This window comes from Aquimarina hainanensis (assembly GCF_042684685.1).
Taxonomy (GTDB): Bacteria; Bacteroidota; Bacteroidia; order Flavobacteriales; family Flavobacteriaceae; genus Aquimarina; species Aquimarina hainanensis.
The window spans coordinates 270,226-288,779 of record NZ_JBHULX010000030.1 but is presented as its reverse complement, the minus strand read 5'-3'; the positions used below and the strand labels follow the sequence as shown (position 1 = coordinate 288,779).

Here is an 18,554-nt window from a genome sequence, read left to right as displayed (position 1 = left end):
TCTATGCCGTGCTGTCCATTATGTAATACAGCTTGTCTTGATATTTTTTCCAAAATTCAGCAAAAAACATATTATAATTGCCCTACATGCAATGGGGTATTCTTAGATGCTATCTATTTTTTATCTGCTGAGGAAGAAAAAGCCCGGTATGAATTACATAATAATGATATCCATAATATAGGCTACCAGAAATTTGTTAGCCCTATAGTAGAAGACGTACGTACACATTATTCAAAACAACACAAAGGATTAGACTATGGAAGTGGAAGTGGTCCGGTGATTACAAGTTTACTTAGAGATTCTAAGTATGATATTACGACCTATGACCCTTATTTTGATCCAAACCAAAACGCTTTATCCGGTAATTACGACTATATTGTATGCTGTGAAGTAATGGAGCATTTTTATACCCCTTTTAAGGAATTTAATATGCTCCATTCTTTATTAGTTCCCGGTGGTCGCTTATTCTGTAAAACAACTCTCTATCAACCGGGTGTAAAATTCGAAACCTGGTGGTATAAAAACGACCCTACTCATGTCTTTTTTTATTCAGAGAATACCTTACTATGGATACAAAAAAACATAGGGTTTTCTGAGCTATTTCTGACAAAAAATCTTATTACCTTTCTAAAATAGATTCATAAGAGTTTTATTATAATATATAGTATTTTCCTTTTCCCTCCAATCGACTTTCTGTAGTATATCACAAAAAATAAGGTGACTCAGTAGAGTCACCTTATTTTAAAATGAAAATTAGTTTAAATAAGTGATTACATAAATCTTTTATTGTACAAAGTATGATTCGTATACTTCTTAATACCCTGTATTTTGTTCCAATAAAGGAGTTATATTAACTTGTGCAGCAGGAATAGGGAATATTGTTTTATCTGCTCCAAACTGAGATACTGTAAACTGAGCATCACCAGGTTGTCTAAGAGCTCTTCTATTTCTTAACAAATCCATTCTTCTATGTCCTTCTACTGCGAATTCTTTTAACCTTTCTTCTAGTATATCATCAAGGGTAATCGTTGCTATTGTTTCCAAACCAGCTCTTTCTTTTATTCTATTGATGTCATTCACCGGCGTATCACCTATAGAAGTTCCTCCTCTTAAATTAGCTTCTGCTCTTATGAGATACATCTCTGCAATTCTAATGACAGGCAAAGGGTTGAGCCCTGACGGAGCTACTTTATCTTGGAAGATTCGTTCTTCTTCAATTGCATTATTTCCTACTCTGGAAGCTTGCACTAACCTCAGATCTCTTCCTTCCGAATTAGAAGCAGCTATATCTCCACTTTCAAAACTACTCACTAAAAAATCTGAATAGTACATATCTCCTCTCCCAGGAAGCGGGGTTGGATTCGCAAAATTTATCAAACTAGCTCCATTTCCTGTATTTGTTGCATTATTATTAGAGTTATTTGCTAATACAAATATATTTTCATTAGATAATGATTTATAAAATGTATAATCCTGAGCTAAAGCATACTCCCCTGAATTTATCACTTCATTTGCCAAATCTGCTGCCTCATTCCACTCTTCTCTATATAAATGTAATCTGGCTAACAGCGCTTGAGCTGCTCCTTTAGAAGCTCTTGTATTATCAGACGATTCTGCTAATCCCTGAATTGCATCTTCTAAATCGTTTTTTATGAAACCATGCACTTCATTTAATGAGCTACGAGCAATATTAAATTGATCCGGAGTTGCCGTATCATCAAATGGTATTGTAGAAATAGGGACTCCTAAGCTATTTCCATTATCAAATTGAAATGGTTGTCCATATATTCTAGAAAGTTCAAAGTACATCATAGCCCTCATAAATTTTGCTTCTGCAATAGCCTGTCCTTTTTCCTCTTCAGTAAAATCCTGAATATTAATATCAGGAATTTTTGTTATGATAAAATTAGCATTATTAATAATCTCATACCCTTCACTCCACAATGCTGCTGTACTTCCATTTACAGCCTGTGTATCATAGTTAAAAACATTAATCAAAGTAGGAAAAGAACCTACAAAAGAAAGCTCATCAGATTGAATTCCTGTATAAGCGTATCTATTTCCATTTAGTGCATCCCCTTCCAGAGCTTGCCCATATAAACCCGTTACTGCTCCCCGAATGGCAAATTCTGATGAAAAAACAACGTCTCCTGTAAGGTTATCTTCCGGGTTAATTTCTAATTCATCATTGCAACCAGAAAAAAATGCTAGTATACATGTGAAGAAAAATATATTGTATTGTCTAAAATTTGTATTCATAATTCTGTACTATTTTTTCTAAAAAGTAATTCTTGTTCCAATTAAAAATTGTCTAGCTTGAGGCGCTGTAAAAAATGTTTCTCCCTGTTGAAGTGGCGCTATATTATTTGTTACTTCTGGATCAAAACCATCAAAATCTTTTTCTCCTTTAAGTACGAATAAATTATTGGCTGTCGCATACACTCTAATCTTATTAAATACACTTTTCTTAAATAGGTTTTTAGGGAATGTATATCCAAAAGTAAGATTTCTCATACGTAAAAATGACCCATCTTTTAATTGCCTAGTAGAGTTTTGTCTCAAATTAGCTTCTGTAGCACTACCCAGCCTAGGAAAATCTGCATTATCCCCTGGTTGTCTCCAATAATTCAAAACATTAAGGGATTGATTAAACGATCCTACAGCACTTGGTGCTTCTAAAAATTGCAGCCCTCTTAAGAAAATGTCATTTCCATAAGTAAAAGACATTAAAAAGTTAAGATCAAAATTTTTATACTTAAAAGTATTCGTAATTCCTCCATAAAAATCTGGTAATGCATCACCTACTACCACTCGATCATCTGTAAAATTAGGAGTAGTAGTTACATTTCCCTCCTTATCTAAAAATTCAGCTTCTCCAGTATCCGGATTAACTCCATGATAACGAACTAAATAAAAATTATTTGTAGACAACCCTTCAATCGCACGTTGAGCATTACTACCTTCAATAAAACGACCTTCATTAGACAAGGCTGCTCCAGGTAATGATTTAACTTTTGTATCGATAAAGGAGATATTAAAATCAGTATTCCAGCTAAAGTTTTTCGTATTAATATTCCTGGTATTTAACCCAATTTCCCATCCTTTGTTTTCTAGTTCTCCTGCGTTTTGGTTAATTGCATTAAAACCTGTAATTTGGGTAACAGGAACAGGAAGTAGTAAATTAGTTGTTTCTTTTACAAAGTAGTTAAGGTTTAAACTGATACTATTATTAAAAACCCCCAATTCCAATCCTAAATCCAATGTAGCACTTTTTTCAAAAGTAAGGTCTGGATTAGAAGGTTGAACAGGTGCTAACCCTCCATTTCCGTTATAATTAAAATCTCCAAACAACCCAAGAGAAGGAAATGATCCTCCAATTCTGTCATTTCCTGTTGTCCCGTAACTTGCTCTTAGTTTTAACAAGTTTATTTCATCTACTTCTTGTAAAAAACTTTCTTCAGATACAATCCAACCTGTAGCTACAGAAAAAAAGTTCCCAAAACGTTGATTTTCTCCAAATCTTGAAAACCCATCTCTTCTATAAGAACCTTCTATTAAATATTTTCCTTTATAATCATAATTCACTCTACCAAATGCTCCATAAATACTTCTTCTTGCTCGGTTTTGGTCTGTAATTGTAGGCACTGCTCCATTCCCTACATTAATTAAATCATCAGACAAAAAGCTTTCTGATCTTACATCAATATTATTAAAAGTTGTTTCTTGATATGAAATCCCCACAATAGCACCAATTGTATGTATATCAGCAAGGTTTTTATTAAAACTCAATGTATGATCTGTTATAAATCGATTATCATTAGCTATAAAATTCCTTGCTGATCCTCCCGGAGTGATCCCTCCATCTGGCGAGGCATCTAATACCTCCGGTGTTCTCAAAAAGTTATCTATTTGTGATCTATCAATTCCAAAAGAAGGACGATATACTAAATCTTTTGCTATATGGATATCTGCTTTAATATTCCCAAGAACCCTTGTGTTTTTTACTCTATTCTTTTGCAATGCCTCTATCGCTTCCACATTTTGAACAAATCCAAAAGTATTAAAGTTCCCCTCATCATCCCTTGATTCCAAAAACGGCAATATCAAATACGAAGAGGTAAGAGGGGCAAAAACAGAATTCTCAGTATTAATTCTATCATTTATCGTATTTGTTACTGATAAATTTACTCCTAAATTTAACCACGAATTCGCTTTATGATCAACATTTACTCTTGTATTAATTCTTTTTAACTCATTACCAAGAACCCCTCCTTCTAAGTCTGCATATCCAGCTCCTAAGAAAAAAGATGTTTTTTCTCCCCCCCCGGTAGCTGAAATATTATAGTTTTGAGAAAACCCTGTTGGTGTAGCTACCTCAACAAAATCTGTTCCTCCAGTTGGAATTTCAGATACATCTGCTATCCCTCCAGAAGCTCCTGCCACCCCTCTTTGTAATCTATAATTTGTATACTGTTCTGTAGAGAATATATCTACCACATCGGTTACATTAGTAAAGGATGACCATATATCCAAGTTTACCCGGGTATCTGTATTTCGTATTCCTTGTTTTGTTTTAATTAAAATAACTCCATTTGCTCCTCTAGAACCCCATATTGCAGTTGCTGCAGCATCCTTGAGCACAGAAAAGGATTCTATATCTTGCGGGTTAAGATCTGCAATTGGATTTAAGCCTGTATTACCTCCTAAATCAAAGGTGTTATTATCATCACTTAATGGTACTCCATCAATAACAATTAACGGTTGCGATCCTCCATTTAAAGAAGAAACTCCCCTTACTCGAATTACATTGGCAGCTCCTAATATTCCTGAACTTTGAGTAAATTGAACTCCACTAGTTTGTCCCTGAAGTAATTCTTGTGCTGTAACTGCAGGAATATTTTCAATCGCAGAATTTCTAACTGTTCCTACACTTTGCACTAGTTTTTTTTCTATAACAGAACCAAAACCTACCACAACTACCTCATCTAATTCTGCAGCAGCAGTAGACAATTGAATATTAATTACATTTTGATCTCCAACAACAATTTCTTGTTCATTAAACCCTATAAAGCTAAAAGATATTACCGCTCCTTTATTAACTTCTATAGAATAATTACCATCAAAATCTGTTTGAGTTCCCTTATTTACATTTTTTATAAGGATATTGACCCCAGGTAACGGCAGACCTTTATCATCAGTTACTGTTCCTGAAATCTTTTTCTGTTGAGCAAAAGTTATGCATGACATAAACAATGCTAGCACCAACATTTTGTAATGATGTACTCTCATAAATAAAAAATTCAAAAAATTAAGTTACATTTTATTGTTTTCGTATATAGATAGATAAAATAAGGACGACAAGTTGTTTCTTTTTGGCTAACTAAAACAAATCGATAAAACAAGAACAAAGTCTTGTGTTCTATCTCAATCTCATCAATCCTTTTTTATATCTATCGCTACAAAAAAAAAGATAAGCACTAATAATCAAGGGAATCCTTATCAGGTTTTACCTATCCCGAAGAATCGTTACTCTATTATCTGAAAATAAACCAAGAAAAATCCTACTAGAAGTTAAAATTCATTTTTTCAAATAATTTGTATACACTTATACCTATGTGATTTCTCTTTTCAAGAAAGTATTTTAATTAGATTGCAGAAAAAACAGGTAGTTTCGTAATATTTTAATTAAAAAAAATGAGAGCTAAACTACCTTATCAGAACTTAATTCTAAGATAAAGGATAGTGTATTTTTCGATCATCAAGTAGGTTGTAAATTATTAGAAGTAAGCTTTGAAGTAACATTCAATTCTTATACTTGGCATCGAGATAATTTATTTTGATCTTTTTACATTAAAAACTAAAAATGTTTGTTTTTAAGAAAGTGAATTCATATCCGCCACTCTTTTAATAGCTGATGATTTTATATATTCGGAAGGGGTAATCTTATTGTATTTTTTAAAGGATTTATTAAATGTAACTTTATTATTAAACCCCACTTCATAAGCTACATCAATAATATTTATATTTTTATACCCTTCGTTTCTAAGAATTTCCTTTGCTTCTTTTATTCGATATGAATTTATCAATTCAAAAAAATTAAGTCTAAAATGCTCATTAATAATTTGTGAGGTATTATGTCTGCTAGTACCTAACATCTCTGATAACTTCTGAAGAGTTAAATCATTTCTTTTAAATACTTTATCTTCATTTAACAAAAACAATAATCTGTTTTTCAACTCTATTGAGTAATTTTTAGTAAGCCCTGAATTTTTGTATTTCTTTATCGACTTGCTTTTTTCTTTTTGTTTAATTCCTGTTCCAGATACCTCTTCAAGCTTCACCTTTCCGAATATATCTGGATATATATATGTCATATATCCTATGTACATTACTAATAAAGTAATTGATACAATCTGTGCATAATACAATACTTCTGTTACTAAATCTGTTTCTAACAGAACCGCATAAATGGTATAAGAAACGATATATGTTCCCCAAAAAAAGATAATATACCTTTTCCATTTGCAGATTTTATTCACGTTCTCTCCTATTCTTTTTTCAAAAGTTATAAAAAGTTGAATTGCCATAACTCCATAAATAGTAATAGAAGCCCATTTTAATAAAGAAAGTACACCACTATAAGGTAAATCTCTAGTTATTAAAATCCGTAGTTTTTCTTCTGGAGATAACCCATATACAGGTAACAAAAACAAAATACACATAATGGTAGGAATACCATGTAACATATCTTTTTTTTGCAAGGTATAGCCTATTGTTATTCTCTTAAAATACAAATAAAGAATTGGTCCGTACAACATAGAAAACCAGGTAGTAACATAAAGGGAATGAGGAGATTCAAAATTATAATTAGTCAACACAAAACCTATATATATTATACTTAAAGAATGTTGAAGTACTATTATACTAATCAATAAATTAGCGACTTTATCTGTTTTTTTTCTAAAATTTAATACAATAGCTATAAACATTCCTACAAAACCAACATAAAAACAGAGTAAAGACCATATATCTATTCTTTTTGAATACAGTTTTTCTAATTCTATAAATTTCTCGGAATTTTTTATTTTCAAAATTTTTTTCTCTGAGAGAAAAGAAACGTCTAAACTCCTTTTAATATATTTATCTATATACTTACTCGCTAAAACATCTCTTTGTTTGTCTGCATAATACAATGCCATATTCTTTAAAAAAGCTAATGAGTCTAATGAAAAATTATTCTTTTCAACTACCACTGCTTCAGAAGAAACAAAAGAATATGTATTTTTATTTTCTTGACTATATACATATCTAAAACCACTAAAAACTACAAAAATTAAAAGAAATAGCATATTACAGTACGCTTTCTTTAAATTGAAAATTTTGCTCCCCCACTGAATCATCGATATATTAATATTACAATTACCTTTTTGCTTCCTTTAATAGCCCTTCCCTAGCCCTTAATTGAAGTTTTATTTTCCCTGGTTATGTATCTATAACACTTTAGATCAATTACCTTTTTCTAAAAATAGACGCTAAAAGCTTCCAAAACTAACAACTGTTAATTACACTTTTGAAACAAAAGTTAATTTCACATCTCTTATTCCCTCTTCCATTCCAAAGAAGGCATACATACTTTTTTAACAAAAAAATAATACTTATAACACAATTCAAACACAATCATTAGTTTTTAACCAATAATTAAGTCAATTACTCATTAATATTAAATATTCTTAAAAAAATTAACACTTAAAAAAAACTCTATAAAACCAAAAGAAATAGCTATTATCTACGTTTCCTTAACAACAATAAAAATCATTAATTAAAATATATCAATCATTTGAAATGATCCCTACATCTTTCCCCACATTAAGTACCGAACGATTATTATTAAAACAGACAACCTTTGACGATTATGAAGCTCTTATCGGTTTGCGATCTGATAAGGAGGTAAATAAGTATGTAATTCGACCTGCTGCTACAAACAAAAAAGAAGCACAGTTATTTATTTATAAAATATCAACTGGTTTTAAGCAAAAAAAGAATATCTATTGGGGGATTACCTCGAAAGATGAGCAAAATAAAATGATCGGTTCTATCTGTCTATGGAATTTCTCAAAAGATTACACTACCGCAGAGGTTGGATATGATCTTTTCCCTACTTATCAAAACAAAGGTATTATGACAGAAGCCCTACAGACTATACTTACATATGGTTTTCAGGTTTTGAATCTTCAGAAAATAGAAGCTTATACGCATCGAGAAAATATTGCTTCCAAGAGGTTATTAACTAAAAATAATTTCTCGTTGATTACTGATAAAAAAGATGCTGATAATATTCATAATATTGTTTTCTCTATTAAAAAAACACCTTAAATTTGTTACTCTTCTATAACATTTATCATTCTTTAATTAATGAATATCTATTTCTCTCACGGTAAGGAAAGTGGTCCGAAAGGATATAAAATAAAGAGGCTTTCTGCTATTGCAAAAGATATGGGGTGTGGCATCTACAGTATTGATTATACTGCTATTTCATGCCCTGAAAAGAGAGCTGATCTTCTGATTAAGTATATTCAATTACAGGAGAAAGGAACACCTTACATATTAGTTGGTTCCAGCATGGGGGGATATGTATCCTTAGCTGCTTCTGAAACGATTTCTCCCAAAGCTATTTTTTTGATGGCTCCTGCTTTGTATATTAACGGGTATCAAAAACAACATTTTATACCAAAAACAAAACATATTGAGATTGTTCATGGGTGGAAAGATACTGTTATCTCTCCTAACCATTCACTTCGGTTTGCTCAATCACTTCATTGTGATTTACATCTTATTAATGGAGACCACAGATTGACTGACGCAATTACTTCTATAGAGGCATTATTTTCTAATTTTCTAAAAAAACATTGTATTAACCCCAATGACAAATGATTACCTTACAACTCTATTCTCCAAAACACGATACTGATTTAAAAACATATACATTGAATGAGGAGCAACTTCAGTTCACTGCATTACCAAGTGATCTCCTAACTGATGCCGCTATAGTGAATGCCCCTCAAAAGAAGCTTATTTCTATACTTTATAAGGGTACGGCTATCGGGCTTTTTATTTTGGATAGTGGAAATGATATTAAATCCTATACGGATCAAAAGAATGTACTACTTCTTAGAGCTTTATCGGTTAATCCTTCTTTTCAGGGAAAAGGGTTTACAAAAAAAGCCATGCTAGAATTGCCCGAGTTTATCAATTCTTATTTTGAAAATATCAAGAACGTATTTTTGGTTGTTAACAAAAGAAATATCGATGCTTATCATTTTTACTTAAAATGCGGTTTTTCAGATACTCAAAAAACTGCTACAGGTCCTATAGGTGACCAGTATATTATGCAACTTAACTTACAATAAATAAATAGAGGCCGTAAGTATTGCGCCCTTACAGCCTCTTTTTCACTAATTGAATTATCAATCAACTTTTATAAATCGTTTATTAACAGTTTTTGTTTCTGTTTTAATTTGTATAACATATGTTCCGGAAGCAATTGCTTCTAACTCTATATATTCTTTTACAAATCCTTTTTTAACAACTTTCCCTTTCAGATCCAGTATTTTATACGGTGTTTCTTTATCCAAATAAGGTAACATTACGAATAATTTATTCTTAGTAGGAGAAGGAAACAATATAATTTCATCTGCTAACGAAGAAAGGTCTGATATTTCTTTAGCGTGCGATTTAGAAGCTGCTCCACATAGTGCTATAAATTTCCAGCTAGTCGCTGTTTTTTCATATAATCTTCCAAAATAAACTACTCGCTCTCCTACCTGGTAAGTTTGACTACTATCATATGGGGCTACTCCTGCACAGGGATCTCCTGAATTTCCTTGGGTTGTAACTGCAAGAGCCGTACTAAAATCAGAAATATTACCTGCAGCATCCTTAGCTCTAACCTTAAACTGATATGCTGTTGCAGCTGTTAATCCTGTAATATCAGAGGTAGTAGTTGTCTCTGTTTTTACTAAAGAATTCCCCTGAAATACCTCATATGCTGTAACTCCAACATTGTCAGTTGATGCATCCCATGATAATGACAGGGAACTCTCTGTCACATTATTCGCAATCAGACTTTTAGGAATTGAAGGAGCCTGAGTGTCATTACCTACAATACCAGTTATAACTACTGTATAATCTTCTACCTCTCCATAATCAAACACTCCACAAGAAGAAGGTAGTTTACTATAGCGCATTATGACCCGCATTCTCGTTGCTCCGTCTGTGGCATTGGATGGCACTACAAAATCTCCACTAACGGGGCTGGTAGTGCTCGCATTTTTAGTCCACACCTGCTCTCCCTGATCTTTAAAATCTCCATCTTTATTATAATCAATCCATACTGAATAGGCTTCTCTATATTGGGTTCCTTTCCACTTTGGTGTGATGGTAATCGTATATGAATTATTTTTCGTCAGATTGGTTTGCAAAGCAGTATGATCATTATAACCACTACCTGCAGCGGTAGTATTATCAATATCTCCTAATTGAACTCTCCCAATATACTCGTCAGTTGCATTATTGGATTTTGCCTCACAGTAAGTAGCTCCTCCTCCAGTAGTAGTCGTTCTAACTTCTGTGCTAAAATCGGATACATTTCCTGCAGCATCTTTTCCTCTAACTTTAAATGTATACGTGGTATTCGGCGACAATCCATTTATAACTGCTGTTGTCTGAGTTACTGAGGTTGCCAGAGAATTCCCCTGATATACATCATATCCCGTAACGCCAACATTATCCGTAGAAGGATTCCAGGATAACCCAACTGAAGTAGCTGTAACATTGGTTACTTCTAACCCCGCAGGAATAGTAGGTGATTGTGTATCTCCTCCACCATCACCATTATAAGTAATGATCACTTCTTTAGTATATTCCCAACTTCCATTTGACACTACTACCTGAATTGGAATTTTTGTTCCTTTGGGAGTATTTGCTTTCAATTGATAAGATATACTTCCTGTTGATGTTCCTAAAAGCGTAAGGTTACTATATTCTTTAGGTTGCCCTAAGGAGCTGATATATGGTGAATCTGATGCCAAGCTTACTTTCCAATTTGCTTGTTTCAGACTATAACGTTTTATAGAAAAATCAATATTTCCGGATAAAGTAGTTATTGTTTGAGAGGTAGTAGATGGAGTGATTACTGCATACCTAGCGACCATTCTCATTACTTTAATATTCAACGGAAATGCCTGGTTACACAAAGGTATAATCCTACTGGAAGCAGGCCAGAATCCATCATTACCACTTCCAACTTCAGGTGTCATAGCCATCATTTTAGACTTGGAAGTTTGTTCCCCATACATCCAATCATCCGAGCTTCCGGACCCAGAATAATTAACCGTTTGGTTAGGTGTTCCATATTTATAATTATTTTCTTCCGTCATATACTTACACATCGCTACAAAGGTATCCTGATCTGGAGTAAACGTATTTGCTTTATATCCCCAGGGGTGGATTAATAAGTTCCCGTAAGAATGATAGTTCAATGCTGCTATAAAGTTATGTTGATTACTAAAATCTCTCAGAGCTTTTGTTTCAGGTTCAGAAAACCCGGATGTTCCGTGATAAGTATCACTTCTGGGGTTACTAGAAGATTGAGTTCCCCATTTATATCCATAATTACGATTAAGGTCTACCCCATAGGATCCTCCAGAATTGCGTCTTCTATTTTTTCTCCAGTACCCTCCTCCATTAGGATTTGTGTTCTGATTGTGAATGTATCCATCCGGATTAACAATAGGAATAAAATACAGTTCCATATTATCTACCAGCGTTTTTATTTCATCGTTTGTTTCATAGTTTTCTAACAAATACCACATATAAAATAATGTCTGTGATAACCCTATTGGCTCTCTGGCATGATGAATAGAAGTAAAAAGCATTTCATCCTCATTTTCATCCTGGGTAGGATTGTCACTGATTTTTACCATATAAATGGATCGTCCCTCTATAGAGGTTCCTATAGAAGACTTAGCTGTTATCAGGTTTGGATACAGTTGTCTCATCTTATCCAACATCGCTACTGCCTCATCATGAGAATGAAAACCAGCAATGCTTCCCAATGAAAAATTAGAGGGTGTAGGAACTTGTTGGGCTGCTACCTTATTCTTTTGTTTTGCATTTTTTCTATCTATTTTTTTATTTCTTCTGGGAATTCTTTTTTCCAGATTACGAATCAGGATTTTGTGCTTTATTTTATTTTTTTTTAAAAACTGCAAATCCTTAGCGGAAATTTCTGTAATTACAGCACCATTTTCGAAATGAAAATGATCTGCTTCAAAACCTTGATCGTGAAAAGATGTCAATTGAGTTTTATCTGCATAGATTTGTACTCTGTAATGTTTTTCCTGTGCATTTATAAGAAATGTGCAACATAAAAAAATAAGAGTACACAGATAACCGATCCGTGTTAATCGGTGCGTTGAGTTTGTGTACATTGTTAGTTAAAGTTTTAGTTACTAATGATATAATACATTAGTTAATGAGTTATGTGTTTGTGTTTTAACTACAAAAAAAGCATTTTATTACACACAAAACCTTTAAAAAAACTATAAATCAACTACTTACACTTCTTAATAAAATCTTAAAAAACAACCTCTGTTCTATTTTTATATAAAAAAAACAGCCGTTATTCACAAAAAAATCATAGTTTTTTAGCTTCTTCCCAAAAAACGTCCATCTCTGCAAGTGTCATTTCTTTTAGGCTCTTATCCAGTGATTTTGCTTTTTCTTCTAGGAATTGAAATCTTTTTATGAATTTCTTATTGGTTCTTTCCAATGCATTCTCTGGATTTACTTTTAGAAAACGAGCATAATTGATCATTGAAAATAAAACATCTCCGAATTCTGCTTCTATCTTATCTGTATCTTGTTTTGCTACTTCTTCTTGCAATTCACTAAGTTCTTCCTGTAATTTTTCGAAAACCTGTTGTGGTTCTTCCCAGTCAAAACCTACTCCGGCCACTTTATCTTGTATTCGACTTGCCTTTACCAAAGCTGGTAAAGATCTCGGCACACCTTCCAAAACACTTTTTTTTCCTTCTTTTAGCTTTAATGCTTCCCAGTTACGTTTGACATCTTCCTCACTTTCTACTTTGACATCTCCGTATATATGAGGGTGTCTGTGAATTAACTTTTCACAAATTTCATTAGCTACATCTGCTATATCAAAGTCTTTTGTTTCGCTTCCTATTTTTGCATAAAAAACAATGTGCAACAAGAGATCCCCTAATTCCTTCTTCACTTCATCAAGATCATTATCCAGGATAGCGTCACCGAGCTCATAAGTCTCTTCTATTGTCAGGTGTCGTAAAGATTGAATCGTTTGTTTTTTATCCCAAGGGCATTGTTCTCTCAGCTCATCCATTATCGTCAACAACCTGTCAATTGCTTTTAATTGATCTGTTCTGGAATTCATATCTCTGTCCCGTTTTTATATTTCTATTTGATACATTCGCTCTTTTGTTTCCTGAAAAGAACTTACCAGATTTTCTACAATTTCTGAAACAGGCTTTATATCATGAATCAGTCCAGATACTTGTCCTATCTCCAATTCTCCCTCTACTAGATCTCCTTCAAACATCCCTTTTTTCGCTCTCCCTCTTCCTAGTAATTCTTTTAACTCATCTACCGTAGTCCCTCTACCATATAATTCTTGTACATCTTGGTAAAACTTGTTTTTCAGCAGTCTTACCGGTGCTAATTCTTTTAATGTCAATTGAGTATCTCCTTCTTTTGCTGCTACGATTTTTTGTTTAAAAAGATCATGAGAAGAAGCTTCTTCACTAGCTACAAAACGACTTCCTATCTGTACTCCATCTGCACCTAATGCCATCACTGCATACATGGCAGCTCCCGTAGCAATTCCTCCTGCTGCTATTACCGGAATATGTACCTGCCCTCGTACCATGGGGATTAACGTCAACGTAGTCGTCTCATCTCTTCCATTATGACCTCCTGCCTCAAACCCTTCTACTACCACAGCGTCTACTCCGGCATCCTGCGCTTTTAACGCAAATTTTAAGCTACTCACAACATGAACAACTGTTACTCCTTTTTCTTTCAGAAAAGCTGTATATGTTTTAGGATTTCCTGCTGATGTAAAAACAATTTTTACATTTTCTTCCAGAATAATATTTATGATTTGATCTAAATCCGGATACAACATAGGAATATTAACTCCAAAAGGGCGTTGAGTTGCTTTTTTACATTTCTGGATATGCTCCCTCAAAACCTCCGGATACATCGATCCTGCGCCTATCAGCCCTAATCCACCTGCATTACTTACTGCACTTGCTAATTTCCATCCACTTGCCCATATCATTCCTCCTTGAATAATCGGGTATTGTATTTTGAAAAGTTCTTTTATTTTATTCATGAATATTTTTTATCTGGTTAGGATATTTTATTGTCATATAACTTCTTAAGAAATAACTCCGGAACCAATTAATTCATCCTCCTGATACCAGGCTACGAATTGCCCTTCTGTTATAGCACTTTGATCTGTCTCAAACTCTACATACATTCCTTCTTTTGTTTTATGCAAAACAGCTATATCTAAAGGCTGTCTATATCGAATTCTAGCAAGAACATTCATCTTCTCTCCTTCTTTTAATTGCAAATCTTCTCTTACCCAATGCAATTCATCATTACGAATAAACAACACATTTCGATATAATCCAGGGTGGCTTTTTCCCTGCCCCGTATAAATGATATTAGTATCTACATCTGTTTCTATCACAAATAATGGTTCTGGGGTTCCTCCAACCCCCAATCCTTTTCGTTGACCTTTTGTAAAATAATGTGCTCCCTGATGTTCTCCTACAACATGTCCATCGGATAGCTGATATTCATACTTAGAAGACTTAAACAATAATTCTTCTTCTTTGGATACGAAAGAAGGAATTGTTTTTTTATACTTTGCTATTGATGCTGGAATTTCAACTATTTTACCTTTTTTAGGCTTTAATTTTTGTTGTAAAAACTCAGGTAATCTTACTTTTCCGATGAAACACAATCCCTGAGAGTCTTTCTTATCGGCTGTAATCAGGTTTTGCTCTTTAGCAATCTCTCTTACTTCTGATTTTAATAACTCTCCAATAGGAAATAAGGTTTTTGACAATTGATCCTGAGACAACTGACATAAGAAATAGGATTGGTCTTTATTGCCATCTTTTCCTGCTAACAAGCGATGTACTTCCTTTCCTTCAGAAAGTATGGTATCTTTTCTACAATAATGACCTGTAGCTACATAATCTGCTCCAAGCGACAGTGCTATTTTTAAAAAGACATCAAACTTAATCTCTCTATTACACAATACATCTGGATTTGGTGTTCTCCCTTTTTCATATTCATTAAACATATAATCAACTATACGTTCTTTATAGTCTTCGCTCAAATCTACTGTCTGAAAAGGAATCCCTAATTTCTCTGCTACCAATAGTGCATCATTACTATCATCCAACCAGGGACATTCATCTGAAATAGTAACAGAATCATCATGCCAGTTTTTCATGAATAATCCGATCACCTCGTATCCTTGTTCTTTTAATAAATAGGCTGTTACGCTGGAATCAACTCCTCCAGATAGTCCTACAATTACTCGCTTCATTTACAATTCTTTTTGACTCGTATTTTCTTGTTATAAAGCCTCTATTTTGCTAGGGCAAAAGTAACAAATAAAAAAAGCAACACTAATGTATTGCTTTATATATTATCTATTATACAGCAATGTACTTTACATTCCTCTGTTCTTTACCGGAAATAATTTTTGTTCAGATAGCTTACCATCCTTGTAATAATTCCAGATACCATCTTTTTTATCTCTTTTATAATTCCCTTCTATACTTATTTTACCTTCTGCATCATAATATTTGGTAGATCCGTGTAACTGGTCTTTTTCATAAGTATACTCTTTAAGTTTGGTTCCATCTTCTGCATATACAATTCTGATTCCTTCTATTTTCCCTTCGACATAGTTTGTTTTCTCTGTCAACTGACCATTTAAAAAATAAGTTAGCTGCTTTCCGTTCAGTTTCCCATTTTTATATACTTCTGTCATCATAATCTTTGTCGAATTCTTGTGATAATACTTCCAAACTCCTACTCGTTTTTTTCCGATCATTCCTCCTTTACTTATCACATTTCCTGTCGATGTAAAATAAGACACTTTTACGGTATCATTCTCTTTAGAAAACACCTTAATAGCAGTAGGTTTATTTCCACTAGTGGGTTTATAAAACTTAAACTCTCCTACTTCTCTACCATGTTCAAATGTTCCTTCATATCGGATTTGATCTGAATTCTCATATTTCTTCAGCCATTTCCCATGTCGTTTCCCTTCCTGGTCATAAGCATTATACTTTTGAGCTAAGGATACTAACGGAATCATTATAAATACAAAAAAAATAAAATTATACTTCATCACTTATGTAGCTTTGGTAAAAGTATATTACCAAGAAATATACCATTAATTATTTCTATCTAAAATAGAACTCTTATGTTACAAGAACAATTAATTTTTTAAAATATTTTAATTTGACAAAAAAGCCTCATTCTTATCAAAGGATGAGGCTTTTTTGTTTAATATCTCAACAGCTTCTACTTATTTCTTGCTTTCTGCTGTTGTTCTGCCTGTTCCATGATTTCTTTCATTTTCTTCTGAAAACGTCCTTGTTTTTTAGGCTTTTTCTTATTCTCTTGAATTTTTGCATGGATTTTATCGTCATCGATGATTACATTTTTAATGACTAACATAATCCCTATAGTAATCAAATTCGACACAAAATAATATAGTGATAATCCACTCGCATAATTATTAAAGAAGAATAGCATCATCAATGGAGATAAATACATGATAAATTTCATATTTGGCATTCCTGGCTGCTGCGCTTGCATAGTCTGTCCTGTAGTCATTGTCATATAAATAAATATAGCTACAGATGCTAGTAATGGGAATAAGCTCACATGATCTCCATAGAAAGGAATAGTAAATGGTAATTCTGCTATTACATCATAACTAGACAGGTCATCTGCCCATAAAAAGCTTTTTTGTCGTAATTGGAATGCACTTGGGAAAAAGTTAAACAATGCATAGAATACAGGAATCTGCATTAATGAAGGTAAACATCCACTCATCGGATTCGCTCCTGCTTTGTTATACAATGCCATAGTTTCTTGCTGCTTTTTCATGGCATTATCCTTATACTTTTCGTTAATTTCATTGATCTCAGGGCGTAATACTTTCATTTTAGCCTGCGATACATACTGTTTGTATTGAACGGGAGACAGTAATAATTTCACTAATACAGTCATCAAGATGATAACCACCCCATAAGATGATATAAAACTGCTTAAGAATCCGAATAATGGAATAAAGAGATACCTATTAATCCACCCAAAAATTCCCCATCCAAGAGGTACCACTTCATCAAGGTTTCTATCATACCCATTAAGGATCTTAAAATCTGTTGGTCCGTAATACCAATCCATTCCATAATTAAGATCTCCTCCTTGTAATTCTAATGGCATAGAAGCGGCAAATTCCTTGGTTACTTTCACATCCTTATCTTCTATCTCTTTATTAGCCTGCATTATATTTTTAGACGAAAAAGAAGCTTCTTTGAAAGGAGTATCTGTCAGCAAAATTGATGTAAAGAAATGTTGTTTAAAAGCTATCCAACTAACATCTTCTTCCTGATCATCAGTAAATTCACTATGTCCTAAATAATCATCTTTTCCTCCTTCATACTCATATAATAATTCGGTATAACGATTTTCGTAAGATGCACTCTTAGCATGTCTGATTCCCTGAAGTTTCCAATCCAGTGTTATTTTTTGACTACTATTAAATACATTTCCCATTCCCTGAGATCGAATCGCAAAATCAACCATGTATTCACCTGGCTTCAGCTCATATCTGTATTCTAAAAATTTATCTTGAGAAACTTTCAATTTCATTGACAGCACTTGATTCTCTCCATTTTTAGATAGTTCCGGCTCAAAAAATAAATCTTTTGTATTAAGGGTTCTGTTATCTGTAGTTGCAAAATTAATATTCAACGAGGCATTTTTACCATCTTTTATTAAATATACCGGAACAGAATCGTATGTCTTAAAATTCTTAAGCAATGCCTCTTCAATATACCCTCCTCTGTTATTAACTTTAAGGCGAAGCACTTCATTTTCTATTGTAGTAGTGGCATTCTTAGCAGAAGGAAGTGATGCTGAATAAGCAAAGGCTCCTAATTGAGATTTTGCTTGTTCCAGTGCTAGAGAATCAGTAGCTACAATCGCTTCAGAATTTGAAACAAAATCGGTTTCGACTGTTTGCTTATCTGTATCCGTATTTTTATCTACTTGTTCTTGTTTTGCTTTTTCTGCATCTATTTCTTCTTGTGTAGGAGCATTATTATAAAGCATCCAAACTAAAATAATTCCAATCAGGACAAATCCAATTATAGATTTTAAATCAAATTTATTTTCTTCCATTGATGTAAGTATAA

The 18,554-nt window shown here is 33.1% G+C and carries 13 protein-coding genes; 4 read left to right on the top strand and 9 right to left on the bottom strand.

Going from position 1 to position 18,554, the window contains the following annotated elements; all coding sequences use genetic code 11:
• Positions 1–3 precede the first annotated feature (3 nt).
• Positions 4–636 (top strand): class I SAM-dependent methyltransferase, encoded by a 633-nt coding sequence (locus ACFSTE_RS15610; RefSeq protein WP_176026922.1) that lies wholly within the window; start codon positions 4–6, stop codon positions 634–636.
• A 177-nt stretch (positions 637–813) separates the two neighbouring features.
• On the opposite strand, the gene ACFSTE_RS15605 is transcribed toward ACFSTE_RS15610, so the two are convergent.
• The 3 genes from ACFSTE_RS15605 to ACFSTE_RS15595 all read right to left on the bottom strand — a co-directional run bounded on the left by ACFSTE_RS15605 (position 814) and on the right by ACFSTE_RS15595 (position 7,349).
• Positions 814–2,259, bottom strand: a complete 1,446-nt coding sequence (locus tag ACFSTE_RS15605; protein ID WP_378253806.1) for a RagB/SusD family nutrient uptake outer membrane protein — start codon at positions 2,257–2,259, stop codon at positions 814–816.
• 18 nt (positions 2,260–2,277) lie between these two features.
• Positions 2,278–5,289 carry a SusC/RagA family TonB-linked outer membrane protein gene (locus tag ACFSTE_RS15600; protein ID WP_378298249.1) on the bottom strand — a complete coding sequence of 1,004 codons (3,012 nt, stop codon included), beginning with the start codon at positions 5,287–5,289 and terminating at the stop codon, positions 2,278–2,280.
• A gap of 584 nt (positions 5,290–5,873) precedes the next feature.
• Positions 5,874–7,349, bottom strand: a complete 1,476-nt coding sequence (locus ACFSTE_RS15595; RefSeq protein WP_378253802.1) for a helix-turn-helix domain-containing protein — start codon at positions 7,347–7,349, stop codon at positions 5,874–5,876.
• A 493-nt stretch (positions 7,350–7,842) separates the two neighbouring features.
• On the opposite strand from ACFSTE_RS15595, the gene ACFSTE_RS15590 reads away from it, so the two are divergent.
• From ACFSTE_RS15590 to ACFSTE_RS15580, 3 genes are read left to right on the top strand one after another with little or no spacing between them, the layout of a single operon-like run.
• Positions 7,843–8,373 (top strand): GNAT family N-acetyltransferase, encoded by a 531-nt coding sequence (locus tag ACFSTE_RS15590; RefSeq protein ID WP_176026926.1) that lies wholly within the window; start codon positions 7,843–7,845, stop codon positions 8,371–8,373.
• 39 nt (positions 8,374–8,412) lie between these two features.
• Positions 8,413–8,931 (top strand): alpha/beta hydrolase, encoded by a 519-nt coding sequence (locus tag ACFSTE_RS15585; protein ID WP_176026927.1) that lies wholly within the window; start codon positions 8,413–8,415, stop codon positions 8,929–8,931.
• Positions 8,928–9,407, top strand: coding sequence for a GNAT family N-acetyltransferase (locus ACFSTE_RS15580; protein ID WP_378253801.1), 480 nt, complete (start codon positions 8,928–8,930; stop codon positions 9,405–9,407). The genes ACFSTE_RS15585 and ACFSTE_RS15580 overlap by 4 nt, the downstream gene beginning before the upstream one ends.
• A gap of 57 nt (positions 9,408–9,464) precedes the next feature.
• On the opposite strand, the gene ACFSTE_RS15575 is transcribed toward ACFSTE_RS15580, so the two are convergent.
• From ACFSTE_RS15575 to yidC, 6 genes are all read right to left on the bottom strand, one after another.
• Positions 9,465–12,488, bottom strand: coding sequence for a M14 family zinc carboxypeptidase (locus ACFSTE_RS15575; protein ID WP_378253800.1), 3,024 nt, complete (start codon positions 12,486–12,488; stop codon positions 9,465–9,467).
• Between the two features lie 206 nt (positions 12,489–12,694).
• Positions 12,695–13,468, bottom strand: a complete 774-nt coding sequence (gene mazG, locus ACFSTE_RS15570) for a nucleoside triphosphate pyrophosphohydrolase (protein WP_176026930.1) — start codon at positions 13,466–13,468, stop codon at positions 12,695–12,697.
• Between the two features lie 15 nt (positions 13,469–13,483).
• Positions 13,484–14,428, bottom strand: coding sequence for an NAD(P)H-dependent flavin oxidoreductase (locus ACFSTE_RS15565; protein ID WP_176026931.1), 945 nt, complete (start codon positions 14,426–14,428; stop codon positions 13,484–13,486).
• Positions 14,429–14,473: 45 nt separating this feature from the next.
• The gene (mnmA, locus tag ACFSTE_RS15560; protein ID WP_176026932.1) at positions 14,474–15,661 is read right to left on the bottom strand and encodes a tRNA 2-thiouridine(34) synthase MnmA; all 1,188 of its coding nucleotides are present in this window, start codon (positions 15,659–15,661) and stop codon (positions 14,474–14,476) included.
• A gap of 126 nt (positions 15,662–15,787) precedes the next feature.
• Positions 15,788–16,474: a toxin-antitoxin system YwqK family antitoxin gene (locus tag ACFSTE_RS15555; RefSeq protein WP_176026933.1), complete on the bottom strand. Its 687-nt coding sequence runs from the start codon at positions 16,472–16,474 to the stop codon at positions 15,788–15,790.
• A gap of 176 nt (positions 16,475–16,650) precedes the next feature.
• Complete coding sequence (gene yidC / locus ACFSTE_RS15550; RefSeq protein WP_378253799.1) at positions 16,651–18,540, bottom strand: membrane protein insertase YidC; 1,890 nt, start codon at positions 18,538–18,540, stop codon at positions 16,651–16,653.
• Positions 18,541–18,554: the final 14 nt, after the last annotated feature.

Bases quoted from the DNA above. Each gene is read 5' to 3' on its own strand.
- ACFSTE_RS15610 (WP_176026922.1), top strand. From the start codon at position 4: ATGCCGTGCTGTCCATTATGTAATACAGCTTGTCTTGATATTTTTTCC.
- ACFSTE_RS15605 (WP_378253806.1), bottom strand. From the start codon at position 2,259: ATGAATACAAATTTTAGACAATACAATATATTTTTCTTCACATGTATA.
- ACFSTE_RS15600 (WP_378298249.1), bottom strand. From the start codon at position 5,289: ATGAGAGTACATCATTACAAAATGTTGGTGCTAGCATTGTTTATGTCA.
- ACFSTE_RS15595 (WP_378253802.1), bottom strand. From the start codon at position 7,349: ATGCTATTTCTTTTAATTTTTGTAGTTTTTAGTGGTTTTAGATATGTA.
- ACFSTE_RS15590 (WP_176026926.1), top strand. From the start codon at position 7,843: ATGATCCCTACATCTTTCCCCACATTAAGTACCGAACGATTATTATTA.
- ACFSTE_RS15585 (WP_176026927.1), top strand. From the start codon at position 8,413: ATGAATATCTATTTCTCTCACGGTAAGGAAAGTGGTCCGAAAGGATAT.
- ACFSTE_RS15580 (WP_378253801.1), top strand. From the start codon at position 8,928: ATGATTACCTTACAACTCTATTCTCCAAAACACGATACTGATTTAAAA.
- ACFSTE_RS15575 (WP_378253800.1), bottom strand. From the start codon at position 12,488: ATGTACACAAACTCAACGCACCGATTAACACGGATCGGTTATCTGTGT.
- mazG (WP_176026930.1), bottom strand. From the start codon at position 13,468: ATGAATTCCAGAACAGATCAATTAAAAGCAATTGACAGGTTGTTGACG.
- ACFSTE_RS15565 (WP_176026931.1), bottom strand. From the start codon at position 14,428: ATGAATAAAATAAAAGAACTTTTCAAAATACAATACCCGATTATTCAA.
- mnmA (WP_176026932.1), bottom strand. From the start codon at position 15,661: ATGAAGCGAGTAATTGTAGGACTATCTGGAGGAGTTGATTCCAGCGTA.
- ACFSTE_RS15555 (WP_176026933.1), bottom strand. From the start codon at position 16,474: ATGAAGTATAATTTTATTTTTTTTGTATTTATAATGATTCCGTTAGTA.
- yidC (WP_378253799.1), bottom strand. From the start codon at position 18,540: ATGGAAGAAAATAAATTTGATTTAAAATCTATAATTGGATTTGTCCTG.